The sequence below is a fragment of the [Bacillus] selenitireducens MLS10 genome (assembly GCF_000093085.1).
Lineage (GTDB): Bacteria > Bacillota > Bacilli > Bacillales > Salisediminibacteriaceae > Salisediminibacterium > Salisediminibacterium selenitireducens.
The window spans coordinates 2,795,662-2,815,649 of record NC_014219.1 but is presented as its reverse complement, the minus strand read 5'-3'; the positions used below and the strand labels follow the sequence as shown (position 1 = coordinate 2,815,649).

Sequence of the window (19,988 nt, the reverse complement as noted above, 5' to 3'; positions counted from 1 at the left end):
GTTATCTTCGTCAAATGGTGGCCGTATATATGCAACAGAGGCGGTTATCATAAAGGCTTGGCGAAAAACCGCGACTTCTGCAGGTACTGTGGCAGGACGCCTGAGCCTGATATGAGGAAAAAAGGAGATGGGAAATGTGGATAGCATACTGTATATCATGACAAACCCGGCTATTATTTTATTCATCGTGGGTATTCTTGCCGCCATCGGCAAATCGAATCTTCAGTTCCCAGATGGGCTGTCTATGGGACTGAACATGTATTTACTCCTTGCCATTGGCATCAAAGGGGGAATCGGCATTGCAGGCGTCCCCTTCACCGATATGTCGAGTGCCCTGGTTGGTGCACTCGTCATCGGTCTTGTACTGCCGGTTTTTGGTTTCTTGCTTGCAAGGCTGTTTCGGTTTTCATTCACCGATTCGGTCAGTCTTGCAGCCGTATTCGGCTCTGTGTCCCTTGTGACGTATGCAGCGGCTACGGCTCAGTTGACACAGATGGGGGTGTTTTTTGAACCTTATATGACGGGGCTCGTCGTTCTTCTTGAGATTCCGGGTCTCGTTGTAGCGCTGCTGATTTATCAGTCCGTGAAGTCACCGGTGTTCGGGATTGTGCCGAGTGAGGGAGCCGGCGTTGGGAACGTCATGATGGAAAGCCTGATGTCCAAGAGCATTCTGTTGTTGCTTGCGGGTCTGGTCGCTGGATTTGCCGCCCCGGATCCGGCTGTCCTTGAGCCGTTTTTCATTGATTTATTCCCTGGCGTACTGTTGTTGTTCCTGCTTGGACTGGGTCTTAAAGTCGGAAATCAGCTGCATGTGCTGAAGGAATACGGCTGGCGTCTGATTGCAGTCGGGGTGCTTTTTCCGCTGATAGGCGGTATGGTCGGCTATTTGGCCGCATCCATAGCCGGTCTGACACCTGGCGGAACCGTGCTGTTTATGACGCTTGCGGCGAGCGGGTCATACATCGCGGCACCTGCGATGCTTCAGGCATCGGTTCCTGAAGCCAAGTCATCGTTTTACTTAACCGTTGCTCTGGCTGTCACGTTCCCGTTCAATTTGATCATCGGAATCCCGTTATTCATGAGTCTCGTTCTTTAAATGTGCAGACTTTGTCTCAACGGAATCCTTTCCGCATGGTAAAATAGAGGCTGAAGAATCCTTATTGAGGTGATCATGATGGGAAGCACCGTTGACTCAATGTATATTCAGCAGCATCTTGCCAATGAGCGCACGTTTCTTGCCTGGTTAAGAACGGCACTTGCGATGAAGGGGATCGGCTTTCTGATTTTCGGCATTGAACTGGCGACGGATCTCGGAACTCCGCTTACGCGAACGCTTGCGGCTGCCTTCAGTGTGCTGTCCTTCTTCGCGGGAATGACGGTTTTAGTCATTGGAACCGTGCTGTTTTTCAGGAATCGGCGCACGATCAACGCCCAGCAGTTTAAAGCGTCAGGTCCGGCAGTTCTCATTGCCGGTATCGCCGTGGCTCTGGTGATGCTGATGCTGATGATCTACGTACTCCTGGTCAGCGTGTGAATCCTGATCAGCCCCAAATCCGTATGATAGAGGACGAGATTGATGAGACGAAGGGACTGACGATAATGACAGATGTGCCGGCGATTGAACTGAAAGAACTGCAGGCCGTGAGGAAAAAGATGACGAAGTTTCTGATGACGTACCGGTTTGCACTTGAGGAAATGATGACGAAGGTGGATATCCTGAAAGAAGAGTTTCATATTGCCCACGATTACAACCCGATCGAGCATACGAAGTCCAGGATTAAGACACCCGAAAGTATCATACAGAAGGCGCAGCGAAAAGATCTCGGTTTTAAAACAGCCGATATAAAAGAAGCCATACGTGATATTGCAGGGATACGCATCACGTGCTCATTCCGCTCGGATATTTATGAAATCCGGCACATGCTCCTGAGTCAACAGGATATTGAGCTGATTGACGAGAAGGATTATATTAAACATCCGAAACCGAACGGCTATCAGAGTCTGCACCTGATTGTCCGTGTACCGGTATTTATGTCGGATCGGGTGGAATATCCCTATGTGGAGCTGCAGATCCGGACGATCGCGATGGATTTCTGGGCGAGTCTCGAACATAAAATCTACTATAAATATGAGAAAGATGCCCCTCAGGAGCTGATCGATGAACTGAGCAGTGCGGCGGATGCGGTGACGGCCCTTGATAAAAAAATGGAACGGATTCATCTGGAGCTCCGAAAACAGGATCCGCCTGCGGAATCAGCAGAGGATGATCTGTTTGATTTGCCGGAAGATATGTTAAGGCGGATTCTGAAAATGAGTCAGGAACGCACGTCAACGAACCCCCACTGACGTACAACGTTTCAGTGGGGGCTTGAGATAGCCATGCAGGTCTTTTCTTGCAAAGATTGACGCTCTGCATGGTTCTTCTCAAATCACTGTTTTTGGTTGGTACTGGCGACGTACTATCGCTTTCCCACTTGCACCACCCTTCCGAAGAAGAGCAGTTCTTCCTTACGGAAGAAGCCACCACTTAGCATATAGCTGGCGTGTGCTACAAGCCCCAACGAAAGTTGAGTACACTTGGATGATTGACGCACCCACTAGGCTATGCGCTAAGCAACAGCTTTACGTTTTTGAACGTCCATGATCATGGGCGTTTTTATTTGTGTTTTTTCATCCCATTCGACTACTTGAGATTTCCGAAGGATATTTAATGCTGCATTAATGTCGGCGTGGATGCATTGTCCGTTTTCGCAGCGATAGAAGCCCCGATATAGGCGTTTCCCGCTAAAGGAATATCTTGTGTCGTCGCCTTTTATCCAAACCGGAATATCGTCATTATCCAGAAAACTGGATTTAGACGTGTAACTTTCCTCTTGCTTAACGAAACGGATGCCTTCCTTGAGACACTTATTCTCGATAGCCGAAATCAATCTGTGGAAAGGAATTTGTACGAACTCTTGATTGGTTTTCTTCCCCAAACCTGATTCTTGCTTCCAACCGGCATTATAACCGATTACCACAGTATCGACGTTCAGTCGTTTTATTTGTTTGAACAACAAACCTACGGTTTGTGAAAGATAGCCGTCTATTTGGAGATTTCGTTTACGCCAAAGGGAAGCCATTTGATTCGTCACGATGCGTTTCGACAAGCCGTTTCCGATGTTTTTTTGTTTTAATTGACTTATCTTTTTGTTGAAGTACTGGTTGATGGATTTTAACCTCTTTCCGTTAACCAAAAAGGCGTCTCCTTGATTTGTTGCACAACTGAGAAGATAATCTACACCTAAATCGCAACTCAAAGCTTTTGTTGTCGTTTTTTGTTTCTTCATTTGAGACACTGGAACTTCATATACATAGTGAGCCTCAAAGAACCGACCGTTTTGCTTTGGTACGATTTCAATGTAAGGAATCTTTTTATCCATCAAATTCTTCGGCATTCGCAACTTCAAGGGGCCAAAACGTTTCCTGAAATCAGCGTTCATTGGAATGGTCCAATATCCATCCTTATCCACTTTGGGGACTTGATAGATTTCGATGACGCGTTTAGCCGTGGAAAGAGAATAATTTGGAAATTTCGGACGACCTGTGAAGCCTACAGGGTTTTCTTTCCACTTCTTTAACGCTTCGAAGAAGCTCTTTACATCGCTGAGCAAGGTTCTTCGAACCGCTTGTACGGAGTTGGATTGAATGCCCCAATAGTTCATATCGGCCTTCATTGCGCTGTCTATTTCTTTTGTTGTTGCCATTTTGTTTTCGTTTAAATACTTTTGTTTAATCGTATATAAGCCTACATTTCGCAAAGCCTTGGAACTATGAGACATGCGTTGCAGAAGTCGAAACTCTCTAGCACCAAGGGTACTGCGACCAATGTTCTGTTTTTGGGTGAACCGTTGCATATTGGCTGTTTTCTTTTTCCTGCGTAACACTTTAACCGGTTTTTTCCTAGCCATTTGTGTCACCTCCTTTGCCGACCTCGAATGGATTGTTTTTAATTTTTTACTTCTATACCACTTAATATACCATTCAACAAAAATAGAAGCTAGATATAATTCCGAACGCTTGTTCTTTCTTTTAAAAAACCTATCAGTCGTAAGACTGATGGCAATTCATCTCCACCTGAATCGCTGGGCTTCGCCCGTATCGCGAATCAGATGGAGTCTTCTTGCCTAGTGATGATAAACGTTCAGGACCATGCCTCTGTCCATGGTCCTGAACGTTTTTTATGGGATTTGCACAGGAGCATGAGAAAAAAGATAAATAAATTGTAAATGTTGTATAAACCCTCTTGAAAAAATGTCGAAAGATGTCGATAATAAGAACGCAGATGAAATCGACTTTAGGAGGAATCCCCTTGAAAAAAGCAGGAAGCATACAGACAAAAATTATGATTTTCGTCGCACTGGTCGTTGTGGCGATCGTGACGTTGTCTTATTTCAATTATACGTTCGCAAAAGCAGAACTCGAAAATCAGATTGAAGGTAAAATGGGACACTTGTCCAATGAAATCATCAATGAAATGGACGCGAGGCTGAACAGTCATCAGCTCTTGGGTGAGTCCTTAGGCAGTGTGTCGGCAAACGTGGGTCCGGTTCTTGACAGAGGGGATATGGAGACCCTGATCGAAGACATGCTACGGTTAAATGATGAAACGTTCGGCATGGGGGTCTGGTTTGAACCATTTATGTATGACGGTGAATCGGAATACGTCGGGCCTTACGGGTATAAAGACGGAGAAGAGGTTTTCTTTACGGATGAATATGAGGATCCTGCCTATGATTTTCATTCACAGGAGTGGTATCTGGCGGGACTTGAGTCAGGAGAAGTGGTCTGGACCGAGCCGTACTTTGACGAAGGGCTCGATACGACGCTCATTACGACAAGCGTGCCGATGACAGATGCATCGGGTCAGGCTATGGGTGTGATTTCGAGTGATATCGATATCGGTCAGCTTCAGGAGATGGTTCGTACCATCGATACGGGCTATGACGGAGCGGGAATGCTGATTGGACCGGATGAAGAATTTCTCGTGCATCCGCATGTTGCCAACAGTCTTGATTTGAGGCTGTCGGAGGACGAGGATTTCAGTGGACTCTCCGCCGTTCTGAGTGATTCCTCATCCGGTGTGACGCGGATGACGTATGAAGGTGATGAGGTGTCGGTCTATTATGAGCACTTGCCGAGGATGGACTGGACCCTGGGACTTGTGATTCCTGACAGTGAGGCCTATGCGACACTGAACGGCCTTTTGATCCAGATGGCGATTCTGTCCATTGTGATTATTTCATTGTTCCTCGTTTCAGCAACGGTCTTCTCGAAGAAACTGACGACGCCTGTGAAGCTGTTAAGTGAACAGGTGGGCGAAGTGGCATCCGGAAATCTGGCTGTTCATATCGAACCGCGAACGAATGATGAGATCGGGCAGTTGACGGTGAATTTCAACGACATGGTGACCAGTCTCCGTGACGTGGTCAAATCGGTCCGGTCATCCGTCCATACCGTGTCTGAAGCGTCCGAGCAGCTGAGTGCGGTATCTGAGGAGACGACCGCAACAGGTGAAGAAATTAGCCGATCCATCGATGAGATGGCGAAAGGAACAAACGAAGCTGCCGGACACGCAGAACAGACGAATGCCGCCACACTCTCACTGGCCGAAGAACTGACTGGCCTTGTGGATCAGACCAATCAGCTCAGTCAGTATTCTGAGACGGTTCAGGAGCTCAATGAGTCCGGAATGCAGCAAATGGGGCAATTGAAGGAAAAGTCCGCACGATCTGCGGAGATGGTTCAGTCGGTGGAAGAGGTCATCCGGAATCTCGCGGGTCAGATGGAACAGATCGGCAGCATCACCGGAACCATCAGTTCGATTTCCGAACAGACGAATCTCCTTGCTTTGAATGCGTCGATTGAAGCAGCCCGGGCCGGTGAACATGGAAAAGGTTTCGCCGTTGTGGCTGATGAAGTCCGAAAGCTTGCCGAAGAGTCCTCATCATCGGCGCAGAACATCAGTGACTCGATCACGAAGCTGCAGGCAGATACAAAGGAAGTGGAGAACTGGATCGTAACGTCGAGAGAGACGTCTGATGAACAGTTAAAAGTATCGGAGGATACGATACAGGCATTCGGATCCATTTCTTCAGAAAATGAGCGGATGGCAGAGGCAATCCGCAACATGGCGAAAGATATCGAAGGCATCGACGGCTACAAAAGCCAGGTCGTTGAAGCGGTCAGCCATATCGCTGCGATTCTTGAAGAGAGTGCGGCAGCCTCTGAAGAGGTCAATGCTTCAAGTGAAGAACAGATCCGTGCGATCCGCACGATTGCAGAATCCGCCGAGAACCTTCAGCTTTCCGGTGAAGAACTCGATAAACTCGTTAAGCAGTTCTCTGTGGAATGATCATCCCATGCCAAACAAAAGAATCCCCTGCATCCGGTCATCGGCTGCAGGGGATTTGTGCGTGTTGATCATTCATTGATCAGAACAAATTGCGAAACCAGTCGAGGATGCGTTGAAACAGATCGTGTCGCTCTTCTTGCACCGCATGTTCGTCGACATCCGGTTCACCGCTGTCAACGGTCGCTTCCTGTCCTTCGACAATGGTAATGGTGTCAGCGTCATACTGATCGTAAAGAGCATCCGCATGTTCGTCTGTATAAGGGTTAATCCCGACTTCGACAGTCCCGTTCTGAATCATCGTTGCCGTATGCGTGATCGAAAAGCCATCGCGGGAAAAGCCGTCTGCATCAATGTCTGACTGAATGGATTGAAGCTCCTGTTCTGTCATATCGACTTCCCGGATATCGAGAACCGCATCATCGTCTGTCAGAGCATGCATCGCGTCAATATGCGAATCATCAGGCATCTCGGTGAACTGAAAAACAAGCACGCCGAGTTCACGCTCGTCGCGGTCGATGTACATGCTTGCAAAGCTGTCAGAGAGCTCCTCGTCCACGTACGCCTGAATCGCTTCTCTGACGTCGGTATGGTTAGGGTCTACGCCATCTTCAAAGTCTTCTTCCGCAGCGGCCGTATCCGGACGCAGAAACAGGACAGATACCATAACAATTGACGTAAGTAGTATTTTGAACAATGGAACCCCGCCTTTCTGTAAAACGTTCTGTCTGTACAGACGGGATTTCCTCTATTTCGTTACAAGATCAGGCGGACCGTTTCAGACGCTTCAGCCATTTCGGCATTGCCATTTTGCGTTTTGTCGCCTTTGCAGGCGTCTTTTGAGTGACTTCAGCTTCCGGTTCCCCGTCGGTCTGCACACGAAAACGATTCATGGTTTCTTTTAAGGATGCGGCGTTTTCATTCAGATTACCGGTATGATCATTCATCCGATTGATCATGTGGTTCTGATCCGAGACAGATTCACTCGCTTCATCGATGTAGTCATTGGTTTTCGATGACAGTGTGGTCAGTTCTTCAAGAGACTGATTGATCTCGGCGCTTTCTTTCGCCATTGTCGAGAGGCTTGACGTGGACTGATCAATTTTTGCGACGAGGTCCTTCATCAGGTCTTCGATCTCCCCGAGCTGTGCGATATTGGTCTCCATCTGTTGCTGCTCTTCATGTGTGTTCTGACTCGAATCCTTCAGTTCCTGGGCGATGGCGAGAGCTTCGGATTGAAAGTCTTCGATGAGCTGATTCATCTCCCCGATCGTCGTGTTGACATCAGAAGACAGGATGCGGATCTCTTCTGCGACGACCGCGAACCCTTTGCCGTACTCTCCGGCTCTGGCTGCCTCAATGGACGCATTCAGTGCAAGCAGATTCGTCTTCTCGGCAATTTTGTTAATGGTGGCGGTAAAAGTCATCATGTTATCTGCCTGTTTCATGAGGGCATCCACTTTGGAGGTGGACTGATCGACGTCATGGCTGATCACTTCCATCCGTGAGACGGATTCTCTCATCAGTGATATTCCGCCTCTCGTACTTTCGGATACATGGTCGGAAGAGGCTTTCATCTCTTCACTGGCGCCTTCAATATCCCGGATACGTTGGTTAAAACCGTTGTTCGTCTCGGCAATTTCTGTCAACGAAGCGGATTGTTCTTCCACAGTTGCGATCAGCTCATGGAGCCGGTCTGACACGACTTTGCTTTCATTATCGAGAAAATGCGCAGTCTCATCGAGTTCTCCGCTCTTTCCGGTGATGCTTGTGGAGACAACCGACAGATCATCAAGGATTGTATCGAGGCTGTCCTTCATGAGATTCAAAGAGGTGGCGATTTTGGCAAATTCCCCGTCGCCCTTAAGAGACAGCGGCTTGCCTGTCAGATCTCCTTTTGCGATCCGTTCACTGAAATGAAGAATTCCTTTTAATTCTTTCTGTGTTTTACGGTTCACGACAAGCAGGATCAATATCCCGACTGTGATGGATATGGCGATACTGACAAAGAGGAGCTGAGTGGTCCGGGCAAAACTTGCGGATGCGGACTCGGCGGCCTGATCGGCTTCTGTGTTCAGAATGTTACGCAGCTCTCCAAAGGCAAAAGCGCTCGTCTGATAGGCGGATCCGGCGTCTTCAAGAATACGCTGGTGTGTCCGTTCTGTCTGCTGATCAGCGGACATATCGGCATAATTCCGGAAAGCGAAGACAATCTCTTCCTGATGAGTGACGGCTGTCTCGAGAAGGAGCGCTGCTTCTTCGATATCAAGCTGATCTTCGATGAGAGTTGCCAATGATTGGAAGTCGTCGTTTGTGTCTTCAAAAAGACGGGGCGTGGAACTCAATGGGTTTACCATAAACTGACTCAGCATTAAATACTGCTCCTGCGTCAACAGTTCCATTTCAGAGAGGACCTGAATATGATCTCCTGTTTCGTTTAATGAAGTGACTTCCGCTTCCGTATCACTCAAAAGCAGGTGAACGGCAAAGGAAGAGAGGAGGAATAACAGGACGGTAATGAGAAAGACGGATGCATATTTCCAGGTAAGACTTTGAAATTTATGTAGCATTGAAACAACCTCCATGTAAAAGAATATAACGAAATCGGTTTCGTTAATTATATGACGAAAGCGCTGTTATGTCAAAGTGATTATGGATAAATTCGGGTTATAATCAGGAATAAAGGAGAAAAAGTACTGTTTATCGTATCAATTATCTAAAACGATTTCGACCTATGATAAGAGGTCCCGCGTGAAATTTCATCTGAACCGCATTATAATAGAAGTTGGAATTTTGAATGAAGGATGTGTTGACGATGAAACGGTGGATGAGGCAGCTGCACGTGGAGGATCTTAACGTATACAAGTCGATGCCGACAGGGATTGAGGATGACTATATCGCCCGCTTTTATGAGCGGATATCATCACAGAATAACAAATTGTTCGGTCTCTTCGAGGGAGACGATTTGATCGCAACTGCGGGCTACACCCTGTTTGCCGGCCAGTATGCCATGCTCGGCCGGCTCAGGACGAGTCAGTATGTCAGAGGAAAGAATGTCGGTACCGACGTTCTGATCCGTGTTCTTGAGCTTGCGAAGAAGGATCCTTCCGTGAAATGGATTGGGGCGAACACAGAGGAATACAACGGACCCGCCATGCGTGTCCTGGAGAAAATTAATGCTTACCCGATCTTGCCGCAGCACGCGGCCATTGCGTCTGATGTGACAGGGCTTGGGGAGTCAGGTACCGTGTGGAACGAGATTTTTGATCTTGAGGAGAAGAAAGCGTGGCTGAATGCGACGTATGTGCACAGCCAGAAACCGTTTCCCCTGCAGTGCTATTACCCGTTCCCGGCAACACCGGAGCTGTTTGATGATGAACTTTTGAACGAATGGCGCTTCTTCGAGAATTCTGACGCATCCAGGTATATGATTCTCAAGAAAGATATGAAGAAGTATCATTACCAGCAGGTTATCTATCCTTGGGATGACTACTTTGAACAACCGGGTCTCTGGGAGACCGTGAGACAGGGGCAGGTGCTTCATCAGGAGGAAGTTTCGGATGTCGTCTACGTCTGGCTTGATCTTCCGAAAGATCATGCCCATAAACTGCCTCAGGACCACCCGTTTAACACCTCGCAGATCTGGGTGTTGCATGAAGCGGTGAACAAGCTTCAGCCGGCAAAGGTTCATTCAAAGAGCAGTTAAACAGGTACTGCGTTTATCACGTTCATCGCTTGGTCTTACAGGCCCTGAAAAAACGGTTCCTTTCCATACGTTTGAACTGATTTCAGTTGGAAAAACCAATGTCGAAATGGTGGAATACCAGGTGAAGAAGAATACGTTAGTGGAAGGAAAGACATTGATGGAAATAGACTTCCCAAAAGGTGTTTTAGTCAATGCCATTATTCGGGATGAGGATCTCATCACCCCTTCAGGGGAAACGGCGTTAAAAGAAAATGACATCCTGTACATGATGACTTCGAAGAAGAATGAAAAGCAGCTGATGAAACTGTTGAGTGAAAATGCGGATGATTAAAAACGTGTCCCCTGCCTTGTTGATAAGGAAGGGGACACGTTTTTGATAATTGTGGGCTCAATTGAAAACACTTGAAAAGATTCTGCATACGTACTGTTATCAAGGGTTACAACAGTTTACTTAAAAACGATTGAGTTCTCGGATGTTCCGGGTTGTCGAAAATCTGTTCAGGGTCGCCTTCTTCCATAATGACCCCTTCATCCATGAAAATGACCCGGTCACCCATTTCTCTAGCAAAGCCCATTTCGTGGGTGACAACGACCATGGTCATGCCTTCTTTTGCAAGGTCTTTCATGACATTCAGGACATCCCCGACGAGTTCAGGGTCAAGGGCGGACGTCGGTTCATCGAAGAGCATGACCTCCGGATTCATGGCCAGTGCCCGGGCAATCGCCACGCGCTGCTTCTGACCGCCGGAGAGGCTGCCGGGATAATCGTCGGCTTTATCAGACAGACCGACTTTTTCAAGGAGTTGCAGGGCTTTCTCTTTAGCGACTTCCGCTGACTCCTGTTTGACAATGGTCGGACCGAGCGTAACATTTCTCAATACAGTCATATGAGGGAACAGGTTGAAATGCTGAAATACCATGCCCACTTTTGAGCGGAGTTTGTTAATATCCACTTTCGGGTCGGTCAGGCTCTCACCGGTAATCTGCACATCTCCTGATGTAATCTCCTCAAGCATATTCAAACAGCGGAGGAAGGTGCTCTTTCCGGAACCTGAAGGTCCGATGACGCAGACAACTTCCTGTGCGGCGACCTCGGCATTGATGCCTTTTAATACTTCATTTTTTCCAAAGGACTTGTGTAGATCGGTAACTTTGATCATCAGACATCCAATCTCCTTTCAATTCGTCTCAGGATCAGCATGGATGGGATCGTAATGACGAGATACGCCATACTGAGCATGATGTAAGGGACGAATGGATCACCTGTTGAACTGACGTACTGCCGCATCAGATAGGTGACTTCGTTTAATGATATAATGGCAAAAATCGACGTATCTTTCAAGCTGATGATGAACTGGTTGCCGAGAGGCGGGATCATCCTTTTAAATGCCTGAGGCCAGATGATGTAACGCATCGTCTGCGTACCGTTCATCCCCATCGACCGGCCTGCTTCAAATTGGCCTTTGTCAATGGACTCGACGCCACCGCGGACAATCTCGGCAATATAGGCCCCTGCGTTGATGGCAATGGCAATTATACCGGCTGTGACGGCGTTAAAGTTAATGTTAAACACGTCGGAAACAGCAAAGTAAAGAAATAATGCCTGAACAAGGATCGGGGTACCCCGGATCGTTTCGATATAGACCGTCGCGATCGCATAGAGAATCTTGCTCTTTGACAGGCGGGCAAGTCCCACCAGGCTTCCGATAATAAAGCCGAAAAACACGCCCGTTAATGTGACGAGCAGGGTAAGCTGCAAACCTCTCCAAATAAACGGAAGGGCGTTACTGTAGTGTTCACTTGTAAATAATTCCACGATGTTTTCAAACATGATTCAGCCTCCTAAAATTCACTTCCCAATGCGAGGGAGAAAAGGACCAGCGTTCGCCAAAGGGATTGGTTGCGCTGGTCCTTATCGGTTCATTCTTTCAGGCGGATGATTTACTCCGGACGCTCACCGAACCATTCTTCGTAAATGTCTCCGTATGTTCCATCTTCCATCATCTCTGCCAAAGCAGCGTTGACCTCATCCACCAGTTCGGAACCTTGAGGGAAGGCAATGCCGTACTGTTCACCGGTCAATGTATCGCCGACAGCCCTCATTTCTCCGATGGCCTCATTGTCAATGTAGTAAAGAACGTTTGGCACGTCATAGATCACCGCATCAACACGGCCCGCGACAAGATCCTGATAGGCATTGACAATCTCAGGGAAGGTGCGGACTTCTGCGTCTGTGTTCTCCATCAGATAGGTCTCACTGGTCGTCGCTGCGCGTGTTGCAACAGGGCGTCCATCCACGTCATCGATGGATTGAATCTCATCATCGTCTGCCCTGACGGCCAGGATCAGACCCGCATCATAGTAAGGATCAGAGAAATCAAAGTTCTCGGCGCGTTCTTCAGTAATCGTCATTCCTGCAATCCCGATGTCGTATCGGCCGGTTCCCATTCCGGAAACAATCCCGTCGAATTCCACAACTTCGAGATCAATCTCAAAACCGACGCGATCGGCAATCTCGTTGATGAGGTCAATGTCAAAACCGACCATTTCACCGGTCTCGGTATCCAGGAACTCAAACGGCACATAGCTTGAGTCAGTCGCCACGGTATACGTCGGCATGTCACTGTCGTCTCCGCAAGCTGCAAGCATGAGTAATCCAGAACCAATCGTTAATCCAGCCAATTTCTTCATGTGAAAATCGCCCCTTTAATTTGTTTGTTGTTATGAATTATTATACATAATCTGAAATGTAAAGCAAGAAGAAATATCAGAAAAATATCAGTTAAATGAATGTTCCGATTTCTGGGGTTGTGATGAAACCTTGTTATAACAGCGTTTAAAGGTGTGTGATCATGAGGTTTGACTAAGGATACAAGATTTAAAATATTGCAATAATTATTTTTATACAATAAAGTTGTAAAAGAATTTAACAATCCGATTGTGAATGTTTGTTGGGTGTGTTTAAAACAAAAAACGCCTGAGCCGCTCATCGGCTCAGGCGTTTTGATCTTACAGATGAAGAATGGTTGATCAGCTTCCCGGAAATGGCATGATAGTCGTGATCCAGAACACAAGGATCGGGAGGGCAGCTGCAACAAACATCAGACCCATCCACGTAACACCCTTCTTATTAAACGTCGTCTTTGCAGTCGGAATGAGTTTTGTTAAAGATGGCAGGCTGCTTTTCTTAATCATAATATATTCAAGAAGTAAAAGAACGGTAGTTGATGCGGCAGATACCATACAGAACGGACAGATTGCTTCGATGACAAACAGTTGCAGATAAACAAATACGGCAGATGACATTACACCGATAATTGTAACAGGTGTTAACAGTTTAAGAATCAGTGGCGCACGTGTCTGGAACCAGAGACCGGACATCAGTAATACAGTCAGGTAATAAACAGCACCAAGCAATGCGAGGGGAATGCCCATGATGTAGGCATATTCACTGGTCATAACCTGCCATGGTGTACCGGTCGGATCAAAGGATGCCGGAAGTGGCAGTGCCCAAAAGTGAATGCCGGTTAAAAATACGCTGACAGCCCAGCCGATTGCTGCAACTGCAGTAAAGAGTCCAAATATTTTCGGTACGCTAGTACCGTATGAGTAGGCAGTCTCCGTTGATTCTTCTTGTTGTGCCTGATCTTCAAAACGTTCAGTTCCGTTAAGAGCCATATCTTTCATGTGTAAACCCTCCAAGTAAATGTTTTATACCCCATTGGGTATAAGTGAAGTATAATATACCCCGATTGGTATGTCAACAGGTTTTACAAATTTTTTAATACAGTTACGTTTGGTACCATTGAAAACTTGAAAAAGTCTTGATTGATAAGGGTTTGTGGGATGCTGAAATTTGATGGGAAGATCCTTTGGGGACTGATACAAGGGGAAATGATGTCCTTTTTTCTTTTTCGAAATGGGAATTCATATGAAGAAACTCTTTCTCAACAGAAGAAAAGATACCCGTAAGGGTACCTTTTCTGCGGAGTATCACAGGATCACTTTTAAGGGTCAGGGGGTATGTTGGGTGTCGATCCCTTCTTCTTCAAGGTCAATGATGTTATACCCTTGGTTGTATATCGAATAGAAGTGGAGGACTTCACTGACATACCAGTCAGCCCGGTTGTAATCAAACACGGCCTCTTCAAGCCTGCCCTCTGCAGCTCCGGCAATGGCCAGATAGTTTGCTGCACTGAAAATGGCATCGTGAAGGTCAAAGGGGTCTGCTACACCGTTATCCGTGGCATCCACACCGTATCCGCCATAGCGGCTGATTGCAGACGGATCGGTTTTTTCGTCGTCGGTGATCTCACCGAGTCCCAGCTCGCCACAGGTCGGATGAGACCAGCCTGTCCAGGTGCAGGGCATGAATTGAAGATGGCCTTCTGCTCCGGCAGGACTGATTAAAGGATCCATCGTGGAGAAAATGGTTTCGACGCGGTGAACGGCAGCAAGGAGACGCCAGGGAACACCGTATGCTTCTTCCGCATCCTGATAAACAGGAATAAATGCTTCAGGTATTTCATGAGGAGCAATGCGCCTTACCGGTTCCTCTGAGATCTCTTCGTCAGGAGTCGGTTCAAAAGAGGCGATCAGGAACAAGGCGCCTGTCAAGAAGATAATAAACAGCAAGATGGTCATACCTGAACTGATGACAAAACGTTTTTTCAATGTGCGTTCTCTCCCATTCGCATTGCGTTCGCCCTTCAGTATAGTCCGCTTTAACGCCCGGTGCAATCCTTCTGAAGGACGTTTTACATTCCCCGGGAAATAATCGCAAGATCATTCAAGAGTGTATAGAAATAAATGGGTTTTGTGTAATCGTATTTATGTAAAAGTCACCAAGTATAGGATCATTTATCAGATTCGTGTAAAATGAACAATGATTTATTGTTTGGGGGGGTGGCCGTTGAGTTATGTCTGTTCAATCGAGCAGAAAGGGACATAGGTATTGCGTGTTAACAACGTACAGGGGGGATTGGAAATGAACAGTGTGCAGGATATGATGCTTAGCGATTTACAGAAGAAAAATGTGTTGACGATCACGGCACTTGCGATTTCACTTGCGAGTGGACTGGTGCTGAATATCGTTGTGGAAGATGCAGTTAAAGCCTGGTTATACGGGATCCAGCTCCTGATTGTGACAGCTCTGTTCGTGATCCTGAAATTTGCAGTAAACAAAGAGGGGTGGTTTCCTTATCTTTTGATTTTATCAACGGCCCTGTTTGCTTACACGGTGATTTATGTGACAGGAGGCGGTCTCGAAGTCACGATCATGTTTTTCTTTTTACTGATTCTTGCGACGGTTCATATGTACAGATCACTTTTCCTGATCGGTTTTCTGCTCGGGGGGATTGGCATTGGTCTGAATACGTTTGAGACGACGATGTATCAGGAAGTGCTCGCAGAATATTTTCCGTCCGTTTTGCTTCTTTATTTTCTGATTGCACTCCTCGCCTATGTGCTGATCCATTTAAACAACAAACAGTTTGCGGAACTGATCCGGTTTCTTGAGCAGGCTGAAGAAGATCAACAGGTGAAAGAAAAACGCCAAGTCCGTTTTCAGGAAAAAGTCAACCGGATGGGCCTCCAGTTTATCTCGATCAGCGAACGGATTCAGGAAAATATTCAATCGCAGTCGGAAATGACAGATGCAGTGAATGATGTGACAACTGGCAGTATGGAACAAACGGAGAAAATAACTTCAATCTCGGAACATGCGAGAGAAACAAGGGAAAAGATGGGTGAGGTCATGACGCGCAGTGACAGCCTGAAGCGCGAATTTGATCAGATGAAGAGCAGTGCCAATCAGGGAAAAGACGAATCACTTGAATTGACCGATCAAATGGAGACCTTTCGCCGTCATGTATCACAACTCAGTGCATTGTTTCATGAACTGTCAGGGAAGATTCAGGAGACGAACACCTTCTCCAATGAGATTATTCAGATCAGTGAACAGACCAATCTCCTCGCACTCAATGCGTCCATAGAAGCAGCCAGGGCCGGGGAGGCGGGGAAAGGATTCTCTGTCGTGGCTGACGAAATCAGAAAACTCGCTGAATCGTCAAACCGCTCTGCAGAAAAGATTACGAGCAACTTGAAGGATGTGACGGCAACAAACGAGGCAGCTTTGAATAAAATGAACGAAAATACGGACATGCTGTCATCCAATGTCGAGAAAACGAAAGCCGTCAACGGGTATTTCAATGAACTGAGTGCGGCAGTAGCAAAGATTGAAGCGGTATTCGAAACCTTTTCTGCGCACAGCCGTGATGTTGTGTTACAGTCCGAACAGGTAGAAGGCGCTACAGGAGACCTTGCTGCGATTATTGAAGAGGCTTCAGCAAGTCTTGAAGAGATCAATGCTTCTGTTGAAAGCCTGAATACAAGGAACACATCGATCGAAGAGATGTTAAATGAGACGGAAGCCGACGTTAAATCATTGCTTCACGAATCTGAATAGCACCGGGGACTCCTCCGTATTTGCGGGGGAGTTTCTGTTTGTCACAGAATCATCATAATTACATAACTAGTTTTATAGTTTTATATGATAAGATGAAGGAAGAAAGAAGGTGATCCGATGAGCAAACAAATGATCATACTCAATCAGTCGGAGAGCAGGCAGCTGCTTAGCCGTTTGAAAGAACAACACCCGGGGCTCCGTGAAGATGTTCAGCGATCTGCGAACGTCTATAAGGCTCTTGGCGATCCGCAGCGTCTCATGATGCTTGCGATGATCCTTGAACGGGATTGCTGTAAATGTGAGCTTCTCGATGCACTCGATGGTGCACCGTCGACGATTACGCATCATGTAAATATCCTTGAAAAGGCCGGTCTGATCGCTTCGCGTCGAGAGGGTAAGTATACGATGTACAGTCTGTTTATGGACGCTGATCAGGTGAGACAGTGGCTGAAGGGGTGTGGTGAATAATGGAGATCCTCCAGGCAGGCTGGCAATTCCTTCTCGATTATCTGACCTTGCCCCGTATCGTCACCTTGACAATCGTTTTCTTTATTTCCGGTGCCATTGCTCAGTTTATGTCTCAGGGCGTTGTGTTAAAGTACTTCGGCCCTGATGCGAAGAAATCCACCTCATTTACCATGGCATCGGTTTCCGGTGTGATACTGACGGTTTGCTCGTGTTCGGTTCTGCCGATGTTTGCAAGTATATGGAAGAAAGGGGCCGGAATCGGGCCTGCGGTAACCTTTTTGTTTGCCGGACCCGCGATCAATGTGCTCGCAATTACGTTTACGTTCAGCTTTTTAGGGATGGGGCTCGGCATCAGTCGTGTTGTTACGGCGATGATTCTTGCAGTCCTTATCGGGATCCTGATGCATCTTCTCTTTCACAGGGAAGAGAAAGCCGATGAAAAAAACAGTCGGATTTTTGACATGCAGGAAGAGAGTGAGCGGCCGCTTTGGCAAAATATGCTCTTTTTCCTTACGCTCCTGGTGATGCTGCTTGCAGGAATGAATCTGCCTTATGTGACGGCGGGAGCCTTTCTGATTCTCATCGTGCAGCTGGTGCTCTTTTTTGACCGCGATGAATTGTGGGACTGGTGTTTGGAGACCTATGACCTTGTCAAAAAAATCGTGCCGCTGTTTATCGTCGGGATCTTTATTGCCGGTGTGATTACCGTACTGATTCCGGAGACGTTTATGGGGCAGGTGGCTGGAGAAAACACCCTTTCAGCGACGCTCTTGGCATCGGTATTTGGCGCATTTATGTATTTTGCGACTCTGACGGAGGTCCCGATTGTTCAAAGCTTTCTTGATCTTGGGATGGCGAAAGGACCTGCGCTGGCATTGTTATTGGCAGGGCCGTCCATGAGTCTGCCGAACATGCTGATTGTCGGGAAGGTCATGGGCGTGAAAAAGACCTTGGCTTACATTAGTATGGTGACGGCGTTGTCGGCAGTGATGGCACTCATTACGGGTTGGTTATTTTTCTAAAATGTGCAAAAAAATGATTGGAGGCGGATGAAATGAAAATTGAAGTACTCGGAACAGGATGCACAAAGTGCAAGCGACTTGAGGAACGGACAAAAGAAGCGGTTCAGGAGCTTGGGATTGATGCAGAAGTGTCGAAGGTGGAAGAACTGGATCAGATTATTGAGTACGGCGTATTTAAGACACCAGGACTCGTGATCGACGGTGAGGTAAAAGCAACAGGTAAAGTATTGACCGTCAAAGAACTGAAAAAACTGTTGTCATAATGACAAGAAGCGCCGCGGGTTGTCTGAACCCGCGGCGCTTAACTATCAGCTTTTGTCTTCTTCCATTAAATCGAGAATTTCATTTTGTAGAGGTCGGATTTTCCACCGAAAATGGCCTGAATGTTGTTTTGATATTTCATTACACCTGCAGCACCGAGTGCTTTTAGTTCAGGTTCATCGATTCCTTCCACGTCTTTGACCGTTACACGAAGTCTGGTGAAACATGCGTCAACGTGATCAATATTTTCTTCTCCACCAAGCGCATCCAAAATACGCGCGGCGACGAGCTGGTACTCCTTCTTATCTGAATTTCCGTCGTCGTTTCCGCCTTCGCCTTTTTCTTTCTTTTCATTGAAGTCTTTACGGGTGTACAGTTTGTTTTCCTGACCCGCTCGACCCGGGGTGGCGAGGTTCCACTTTTTGATGGCAAAGGAGAACAGATAATAGTAGATGACAAAGAATACGGCACCCATGACGAGATTCATCCACCAATTGTTCGTACCCGGGATCGCATTCACGAGGATGAAATCAATGAATCCTGAGCCGCCTGCCCATCCCAAATTGACGTTCAGCATAAAGGCAACTGCGAAACTGACCCCTGCAAGTAATGCGTGTACGACGAACAGAAGCGGTGCAACAAACAGGAATGTAAATTCGATCGGTTCTGTGATCCCTGTCAGGAAAGCTGTACCGGCCGCGGCAATCAGAAGCCCCTTGACGACTGGGCGGTTCTCTTTATCTGCAGCCTTGTACATAGCCAAAGCGGCTCCGAGAAGCCCAAACATGATAACTGGGAATTTCCCGGCCATGAAACGTCCGGCTGTAACATCGACACCTTCAGCAACCTGTGCGAGGAAAATAAACTGGTCTCCGGAAACCATGGATCCTCCAACTTGAACAGTACCGCCGAGACCTGTCCACAGAAAAGGTGCGTACCAGATGTGGTGGAGCCCGGTTGGAATCAGAAGTCGTTCAAGAAAACCGTAAAGTCCGATATAGAGCGGGTTGGTTGTATCCGAAGCAATGACGTTTGCGACCGCATCAATACCGGTCTGAATCGGTGGCCAAATGATCATAACACCGAACGCGAGAGCAATGGAAACGAAGACCATAACGATACCGACTGAACGGTCTCCGGCAAAAAAGCCCAATACTTCAGGCGGCTGAAAACGTTTGAAGCGGTTGTGGACCCATACGGCGACAAGACCGACGATAATCCCGCCGAGTACACCTGTTTCAAGTGTCGGGATCCCGAGGGCGAGCGCATATTCGCCACCTTCTGCCGCCATTTCCGGCGTGATTCCCATAGCAATTGAGATGGTAGTATTCATCATAATGTAACCGAGGAGAGCGGCGAGTCCTGCGATCCCGGAACCGCCGGAAAGTCCGATTGCGACCCCGATTGCGAAGATGATCGGCAGATTCTCAAAAATGGTCAACCCAAGTTGAAGCATGGCGTCACTGATTGCTTCGACTGTATCGTTCTGTAAAATCGTGACAAAGTCTGCGAGTGGCCCCGTTAAAGCAGCGCCGATCCCAAGCAGAATCCCTGCTGCAGGGAGGAGTGCCACAGGCACCATCAGTGACTTTCCGAACTTTTGAAGCGATGCAAAATTCATGGTTTTCCCTCATTTCTCTTTGTGTAATCGAAAACGTTATCATATATTCTGTT

19 protein-coding genes are annotated in these 19,988 nt (G+C 47.3%); 10 read left to right on the top strand and 9 right to left on the bottom strand.

Going from position 1 to position 19,988, the window contains the following annotated elements; all coding sequences use genetic code 11:
• Positions 1 to 127: 127 nt before the first annotated feature.
• The 3 genes from BSEL_RS13135 to BSEL_RS13125 all read left to right on the top strand — a co-directional run bounded on the left by BSEL_RS13135 (position 128) and on the right by BSEL_RS13125 (position 2,346).
• The gene (locus BSEL_RS13135; protein ID WP_013173510.1) at positions 128 to 1,096 is read left to right on the top strand and encodes a sodium-dependent bicarbonate transport family permease; all 969 of its coding nucleotides are present in this window, start codon (positions 128 to 130) and stop codon (positions 1,094 to 1,096) included.
• 75 nt (positions 1,097 to 1,171) lie between these two features.
• Complete coding sequence (locus tag BSEL_RS13130; RefSeq protein WP_013173509.1) at positions 1,172 to 1,534, top strand: YidH family protein; 363 nt, start codon at positions 1,172 to 1,174, stop codon at positions 1,532 to 1,534.
• A gap of 65 nt (positions 1,535 to 1,599) precedes the next feature.
• On the top strand, positions 1,600 to 2,346 hold the full coding sequence (locus tag BSEL_RS13125; RefSeq protein ID WP_041582492.1) for a GTP pyrophosphokinase: 747 nt from the start codon (positions 1,600 to 1,602) through the stop codon (positions 2,344 to 2,346).
• 263 nt (positions 2,347 to 2,609) lie between these two features.
• On the opposite strand, the gene BSEL_RS13120 is transcribed toward BSEL_RS13125, so the two are convergent.
• A complete protein-coding gene (locus BSEL_RS13120) occupies positions 2,610 to 3,950 on the bottom strand; it encodes an RNA-guided endonuclease InsQ/TnpB family protein (protein WP_013173507.1) in 1,341 nt (446 codons plus the stop codon).
• A 401-nt stretch (positions 3,951 to 4,351) separates the two neighbouring features.
• Between BSEL_RS13120 and BSEL_RS13115 the strand changes: the two genes are divergently transcribed.
• On the top strand, positions 4,352 to 6,394 hold the full coding sequence (locus tag BSEL_RS13115; RefSeq protein ID WP_013173506.1) for a methyl-accepting chemotaxis protein: 2,043 nt from the start codon (positions 4,352 to 4,354) through the stop codon (positions 6,392 to 6,394).
• Between the two features lie 79 nt (positions 6,395 to 6,473).
• Here the strand turns inward: BSEL_RS13115 and BSEL_RS13110 are convergent, their stop codons facing one another.
• Positions 6,474 to 7,088, bottom strand: coding sequence for a hypothetical protein (locus tag BSEL_RS13110; RefSeq protein WP_013173505.1), 615 nt, complete (start codon positions 7,086 to 7,088; stop codon positions 6,474 to 6,476).
• Between the two features lie 67 nt (positions 7,089 to 7,155).
• Positions 7,156 to 8,961: a methyl-accepting chemotaxis protein gene (locus BSEL_RS13105; protein WP_013173504.1), complete on the bottom strand. Its 1,806-nt coding sequence runs from the start codon at positions 8,959 to 8,961 to the stop codon at positions 7,156 to 7,158.
• Positions 8,962 to 9,206: 245 nt separating this feature from the next.
• On the opposite strand from BSEL_RS13105, the gene BSEL_RS13100 reads away from it, so the two are divergent.
• Together BSEL_RS13100 and BSEL_RS13095 are read left to right on the top strand one after the other, a co-directional pair.
• On the top strand, positions 9,207 to 10,097 hold the full coding sequence (locus BSEL_RS13100; RefSeq protein ID WP_013173503.1) for a GNAT family N-acetyltransferase: 891 nt from the start codon (positions 9,207 to 9,209) through the stop codon (positions 10,095 to 10,097).
• 106 nt (positions 10,098 to 10,203) lie between these two features.
• Positions 10,204 to 10,428, top strand: coding sequence for a TrkA C-terminal domain-containing protein (locus tag BSEL_RS13095; protein WP_083769584.1), 225 nt, complete (start codon positions 10,204 to 10,206; stop codon positions 10,426 to 10,428).
• 106 nt (positions 10,429 to 10,534) lie between these two features.
• Here BSEL_RS13095 and BSEL_RS13090 read toward each other — a convergent pair whose 3' ends face one another.
• The 5 genes from BSEL_RS13090 to BSEL_RS13070 all read right to left on the bottom strand — a co-directional run bounded on the left by BSEL_RS13090 (position 10,535) and on the right by BSEL_RS13070 (position 14,771).
• Positions 10,535 to 11,257, bottom strand: coding sequence for an amino acid ABC transporter ATP-binding protein (locus tag BSEL_RS13090; protein ID WP_013173502.1), 723 nt, complete (start codon positions 11,255 to 11,257; stop codon positions 10,535 to 10,537).
• Positions 11,257 to 11,928 (bottom strand): amino acid ABC transporter permease, encoded by a 672-nt coding sequence (locus BSEL_RS13085; RefSeq protein WP_013173501.1) that lies wholly within the window; start codon positions 11,926 to 11,928, stop codon positions 11,257 to 11,259. The genes BSEL_RS13090 and BSEL_RS13085 overlap by 1 nt, the downstream gene beginning before the upstream one ends.
• Positions 11,929 to 12,038: 110 nt before the next feature.
• A complete protein-coding gene (locus BSEL_RS13080; protein ID WP_013173500.1) occupies positions 12,039 to 12,788 on the bottom strand; it encodes a glutamine ABC transporter substrate-binding protein in 750 nt (249 codons plus the stop codon).
• Between the two features lie 339 nt (positions 12,789 to 13,127).
• The gene (locus BSEL_RS13075; RefSeq protein ID WP_013173499.1) at positions 13,128 to 13,784 is read right to left on the bottom strand and encodes a vitamin K epoxide reductase family protein; all 657 of its coding nucleotides are present in this window, start codon (positions 13,782 to 13,784) and stop codon (positions 13,128 to 13,130) included.
• Positions 13,785 to 14,111: 327 nt separating this feature from the next.
• Positions 14,112 to 14,771: a lytic transglycosylase domain-containing protein gene (locus BSEL_RS13070; protein WP_013173498.1), complete on the bottom strand. Its 660-nt coding sequence runs from the start codon at positions 14,769 to 14,771 to the stop codon at positions 14,112 to 14,114.
• Positions 14,772 to 15,084: 313 nt separating this feature from the next.
• Between BSEL_RS13070 and BSEL_RS17160 the strand changes: the two genes are divergently transcribed.
• From BSEL_RS17160 to BSEL_RS13050, 4 genes are all read left to right on the top strand, one after another.
• On the top strand, positions 15,085 to 16,563 hold the full coding sequence (locus tag BSEL_RS17160) for a methyl-accepting chemotaxis protein (protein WP_013173497.1): 1,479 nt from the start codon (positions 15,085 to 15,087) through the stop codon (positions 16,561 to 16,563).
• 117 nt (positions 16,564 to 16,680) lie between these two features.
• The gene (locus BSEL_RS13060; RefSeq protein ID WP_013173496.1) at positions 16,681 to 17,031 is read left to right on the top strand and encodes an ArsR/SmtB family transcription factor; all 351 of its coding nucleotides are present in this window, start codon (positions 16,681 to 16,683) and stop codon (positions 17,029 to 17,031) included.
• Positions 17,031 to 18,053, top strand: coding sequence for a permease (locus BSEL_RS13055; RefSeq protein WP_013173495.1), 1,023 nt, complete (start codon positions 17,031 to 17,033; stop codon positions 18,051 to 18,053). Before BSEL_RS13060 ends, BSEL_RS13055 begins: the two co-directional genes overlap by 1 nt.
• Positions 18,054 to 18,085: 32 nt before the next feature.
• Positions 18,086 to 18,316 (top strand): thioredoxin family protein, encoded by a 231-nt coding sequence (locus BSEL_RS13050; protein WP_013173494.1) that lies wholly within the window; start codon positions 18,086 to 18,088, stop codon positions 18,314 to 18,316.
• Positions 18,317 to 18,381: 65 nt separating this feature from the next.
• Here BSEL_RS13050 and BSEL_RS13045 read toward each other — a convergent pair whose 3' ends face one another.
• The gene (locus BSEL_RS13045; protein WP_013173493.1) at positions 18,382 to 19,935 is read right to left on the bottom strand and encodes a PTS transporter subunit EIIC; all 1,554 of its coding nucleotides are present in this window, start codon (positions 19,933 to 19,935) and stop codon (positions 18,382 to 18,384) included.
• Between the last annotated feature and the right edge of the window lie 53 nt (positions 19,936 to 19,988).